Here is a 4,471-nt window from a genome sequence, read left to right as displayed (position 1 = left end):
TCCCCGGACCCGCATCCAGCGCCCGCAACGACGGAAAGTCCGTGTGCAGACCCTCTGCTCGGACCTGAAACACGCCGACCGGGGTCGGCAGATCCCGCAACCGCCGCGGCCCCAAATCCACCAGATCGACGCCGCTGAGCAGACCCGCGGTCGAATCGGCCACCAGGATCTGCCCGCCGTGCCCGGCGGCCATCACCCGCGCGGCTCGATTGAGCACCGCACCGAAATAGTCGGCCCCCCGCAACTCTGCCTCGCCGGTCGAGATCCCCATCCGCACCGGCAACTCCAGCTGCAGCTGCGCGGCCACCGCGGCATCGACGGCGGATCGGGGTGACGCGAACGCGGCACACACCCCGTCACCGGTGTGCTTGAACAGCCAGCCCCCGTACGCCCCGATCGCCGTGCGCAACACCTCGTCATGGGCGGCCAGCGCCACCCGCATCGCGTCCGCGTCGGTCTCCCACCGACGGGTCGAACCCTCAATATCGGTGAACAAAAACGTCACTACGCCCGAAGCCGGGTGCCCAGAGGACACCCGCACAGGATGTCACACAAGCCCACGTCACTCTCATATCTCGTCACATTTGAGACGACCTTGATAGCCGCAGTCATCTTCCGACCCGTAGTGCGCAGTCGCGGGCCGGTCGCAGGGGGCGGCCGTTTGTGGTTTCGGGCAACGTGGGTCTGTGTCAGCTGCTCACCTCACAACAGGAAATTGCACATCAGGACGATCGCATCCTTCCTGCGGCGACCGGCGCGCATTACTGTGTGGTGATGATTGCCGAGGTAATCGTGACGGCCTTGCTCGCAGCGCTTTTTACGTTTTCCAGCCTGATCAAGCTAGTCGGGGTCCGGCAATCGCTGGCAATCAGGGACCACCTCGGCGTCAAGCCGACACAATGGCGCGTGATCGGGCTACTCGAGCTGGCCGGCGTCGCCGGTGTGTTGGCGGGTCTGGCGTGGGCGCCGATCGGCGTGGCTGCCGCCGTCGGGCTGGCTTTGCTGTTGTTGGGAGCCATCATTTTTCACGTCCGCGCAGCCGACAAGGCCGCTGATATAGCGCCAGCGGTGATCGGCCTTGGACTGGCCGTCGCGACCGCCATATTGCAAGCGGCCTGACCAAACGGTTCGCACGGTGAACCCGATCGCCAGTACCGTGCCGCGGGTCGACGGATGCCGATGTCGCCGGTTCGCCTGCACGGCAAGGTATTTGCGGTCCCCAATGGGAACGCGGGGAACGCGAGTACAGTAGCTCCGATGGCTGTCGCCTCGTCGAATGAGCGGATGATCGCCGGGGTCGCCGCCGCGTCCGTCTCGCTCGGGGTAGCCCAGCTGGTGGACATCCCGTTCGGTGCGCGGGCCGATGCGCGTGCTGCGATCGGCTCAGTGGTCGTCGACCTGACACCGGGGCCCATCAAAGAGTGGGCGATTCAGACCCTCGGCACTCTGGACAAACTCTTCCTGGCCATCCTCGTTCTCGTGGCGATCGCCACGATCGCGGCGATCGCCGGGAGCCTCGAGACTCAGCGCCGCCCGCTCGGCAGCGCCGCAATCGCCGCGGCGGGCGTCCTCGGATGCATCGCAGTGTTGTCGCGGCAGGGTGCGACAGCGCTCGACACGATCCCCACCGTCGCGGGCGCCGTCTGCGGCGTGGCGGCCCTACGCTTGCTCACCCGCCGGTTCTGGCCCGGCCTGGAAGACCCGGAAGACGGAGCCGACCACGATGAGCCGGATGCCGGCAGGCGCACGTTGGTCATCTTCGGGCTACTCGGATTCGGAGTAGTGAGCGGCGTGGTGGGTGCGGTCATCACACGGTTGGTGCATTCGGTGGCCGCTGACCGCAACAGCTTCACACTTCCCAGTCCGCGCACATCGGCGCCACCAATACCTGCTGATGTGCAACCGAACGGCGTTGCGCTACCGAGCTTTGTCACCGCCAGCGCCGACTTTTACCGGGTGGACACCGCACTCAGTGTTCCCCAACTCAGCCACGGCGACTGGCGGCTGCGCATCCACGGCATGGTGGACCGCGAAGCCACCTACCGCTTCGACGACCTCGCCCACTTCGACGTCGTCGAAATGGTGACGACGTTGACCTGCGTGTCGAATCCCGTTGGGGGAAACCTGATTTCGACGGGCGTCTGGACAGGCTACCGGGTGGCCGATCTGCTGGCGGCCGCTCGTGTGCGCGCGGACGCCGATATGGTGCTCTCGACATCGATCGACGGGTTCACCGCCGGCACGCCAGTAGAGGCACTCACCGATGGCCGCGACGCGCTCCTGGCGGTCGGCCTGAACGGTCAGCCGCTGCCGATCGAGCATGGCTACCCCGCCCGGCTGGTAGTACCTGGTCTCTACGGGTACGTGTCGGCCACCAAGTGGGTCGTCGAGATGGAGCTGACCCGCTTTGACAGAACAGAGGCCTACTGGACCCGGCAAGGCTGGGCACCGCGTGCACCCATCAAGACCGAGTCGCGCATCGACGTGCCGAAAGGTGGTCAGAAGGTCCCGATGGGGCCCGTGGTGTTTGGCGGTGTCGCGTGGGCACAGAATCGTGGCGTGCGGCTCGTGGAGGTCCGCATCGACGATGGCGTGTGGCAGCCCGCTGAACTGGGCGCGAGCTATTCCAACGAGACGTGGCGGTTGTGGAGCTTGCCCTGGCAGGCGAAAAGCCCTGGGAAACACACGATTACCGTGCGCGCCACCGACAACACCGGGGCTACCCAAACCGCAGATCACGTTGGTACCGTCCCCGACGGCGCCACCGGCTGGCACACGGTGGACTTCACCGTGGCGCAGACATGACGCACTATTGCAGCACTATTTCGAAGAGAGTTTCCGCCAACTGAATACCGCAATCACGATGCCGATCAGCACCGTGATCGGACCAATGATCGACCAGGTCGTGGTGTTGCTCATCGGGCTACCACCAAGCACTCCGAATCCCTGGAGCGCCCAGATCAGACCGAACAGTGCGACGATCAACCCGACCGCGAATGTAACGACGAAAGCCCTTCTCATACAGGGATCCTAAGCGCCGGAGAGGGGATGTCGCACCCAGCAGACCGCGCAGGCCATGACTGATTCCAAGGATTTCGCATAGTCGGCTGGATCGCCTGTAATGCCGGTGCTATAGGGCTAGCTTTGGCACCCTCGGCCACAGCCGCTGTCGACGCCGATGGTCCCGCTGCTGAGGCTAGGGTCGGCAGGGCGATAGCCAATGACCTCGTTAGTGGCGTCGAACCGGATTCCGAGAGCAACTACATCCGCACCAACGCCAACAGCACCATCACCCCGACCGACGCCGATGTCATCGTCCACGCGGCCGGGGTGGCCTACCTGGGCTGGGTGGTTACGCCCTAGCGCTGCGAGCGACTTTTGAGACCCTCGAAACTCGTCCATTTCGAGACCGCGTTCAGCTCTGTTCGGACCTGGTCGATTTGGTCGTAGGCGTAGGTCGCGATGGCGGCGGTGGTCATCGTTTCACCCTTGTGGGCGAGCGATTCGTAGGTCGCCGCGCCGAGGATGTCGCGGAGGTGGGCGATCGCGGCGGTGAATTCAGGGAAAGCCCGCTCAGTCATGGCACCGACCGCGAACCCGGCGATGGTGGCCGCAGGTTCGTAGCGTCCGAGCCGGTCGAAAAGAGCGGCGAGGACGGCCAGCGGGACGCGGATCGTCGTGGTGTCGCCCGCATTGTGGTAGTTGCGGATCGCCAGAGTGAGGTGATCGAGCGCGGCCACCGGGTCGCCGTGTTCGGCCTCAAGTCGTGCCAGAGTGTTCGCCAGGGTTGACGCGATGGTGCGGTTGCCGCTGTCTTGAGCGATCACCAGACCCCGGCCGGCCGCGTTAAGCGCCCCGACGGGGTCCGCGTCGCGGAAAGCCAAACCGTAGGTACCGAGCGCCAAGGCGAGCAAGTGCGGGTTGCCTGTTGCCTCCGCGGCCTCGATCAGGCCATCCGCGGAATCCATCGCCTCCCCACCGGAACCGGCCAATGCAAGGGCGCTAACCAGCCATGCCCGGAGGTGCACATCGTTGTCGCGGCGGCGTGCGAGCTGGGCGCGGCACAACTCGGCCAACCGCTCGGGCTGCCCGATGGTTAGGTATACAACTCCAAGCACGCCCTCGATGCCGTACGGCAGCGCATCGCGGCTCCTGCCGACAACGATCTGCCCGGCGTCGCAATAGCCGACAGCCGCCTCGATCCGTCCGGTCGTGAAGCACCGCGACGCAATCACATACAGGGTCGCCAGCCGGGGGTGGTCGACCGCGCGGGCGGGCTCGATCAGCTCTTCAGCCCAGGCTATCGGTTCATAATTGTGGACCAGATAGCCGAGCAACCCCGCATAGGTGGCGATGGCGGCGGCGGCGTCGAGGTCGCCGTGGTCGGCGGCCCACCGAAACGCGGCGCGGAGATTGGCGAACTCGATGGTGACCCAGTCGTAGGCTTCCCGCTGGCGGGGGCTGTCCCACA

The 4,471-nt window shown here is 65.6% G+C and carries 5 protein-coding genes and 1 pseudogene; 3 read left to right on the top strand and 3 right to left on the bottom strand.

What is annotated here, in order from left to right; genetic code table 11:
* The coding region (locus tag ACLP4W_RS10755) for an adenylate/guanylate cyclase domain-containing protein (protein ID WP_442386117.1) at positions 1-541 on the bottom strand (541 nt) is incomplete at its 3' end.
* A gap of 233 nt (positions 542-774) precedes the next feature.
* On the opposite strand from ACLP4W_RS10755, the gene ACLP4W_RS10750 reads away from it, so the two are divergent.
* Complete coding sequence (locus tag ACLP4W_RS10750) at positions 775-1,119, top strand: DoxX family protein (RefSeq protein ID WP_442386116.1); 345 nt, start codon at positions 775-777, stop codon at positions 1,117-1,119.
* Positions 1,120-1,257: 138 nt separating this feature from the next.
* Entirely contained in the window at positions 1,258-2,805 is a 1,548-nt protein-coding gene (locus ACLP4W_RS10745) for a molybdopterin-dependent oxidoreductase (protein ID WP_442386115.1), read from the top strand.
* A gap of 15 nt (positions 2,806-2,820) precedes the next feature.
* On the opposite strand, the gene ACLP4W_RS10740 is transcribed toward ACLP4W_RS10745, so the two are convergent.
* Positions 2,821-3,021: a hypothetical protein gene (locus ACLP4W_RS10740; protein WP_442386114.1), complete on the bottom strand. Its 201-nt coding sequence runs from the start codon at positions 3,019-3,021 to the stop codon at positions 2,821-2,823.
* 123 nt (positions 3,022-3,144) lie between these two features.
* Between ACLP4W_RS10740 and ACLP4W_RS10735 the strand changes: the two genes are divergently transcribed.
* A complete protein-coding gene (locus ACLP4W_RS10735) occupies positions 3,145-3,363 on the top strand; it encodes a hypothetical protein (protein ID WP_442386113.1) in 219 nt (72 codons plus the stop codon).
* Here ACLP4W_RS10735 and ACLP4W_RS10730 read toward each other — a convergent pair.
* Positions 3,360-4,471, bottom strand: a pseudogene (locus ACLP4W_RS10730) (ATP-binding protein); the annotation flags it as partial. The gene ACLP4W_RS10735 and the pseudogene ACLP4W_RS10730 sit on opposite strands and share 4 nt — an antisense overlap.

It is taken from the genome of Mycobacterium sp., assembly GCF_052145595.1.
Classification (GTDB): Bacteria; Actinomycetota; Actinomycetes; order Mycobacteriales; family Mycobacteriaceae; genus Mycobacterium.
Note: the sequence above shows the minus strand (reverse complement) of the source record. Positions and strands in the feature narration are given on the sequence as shown.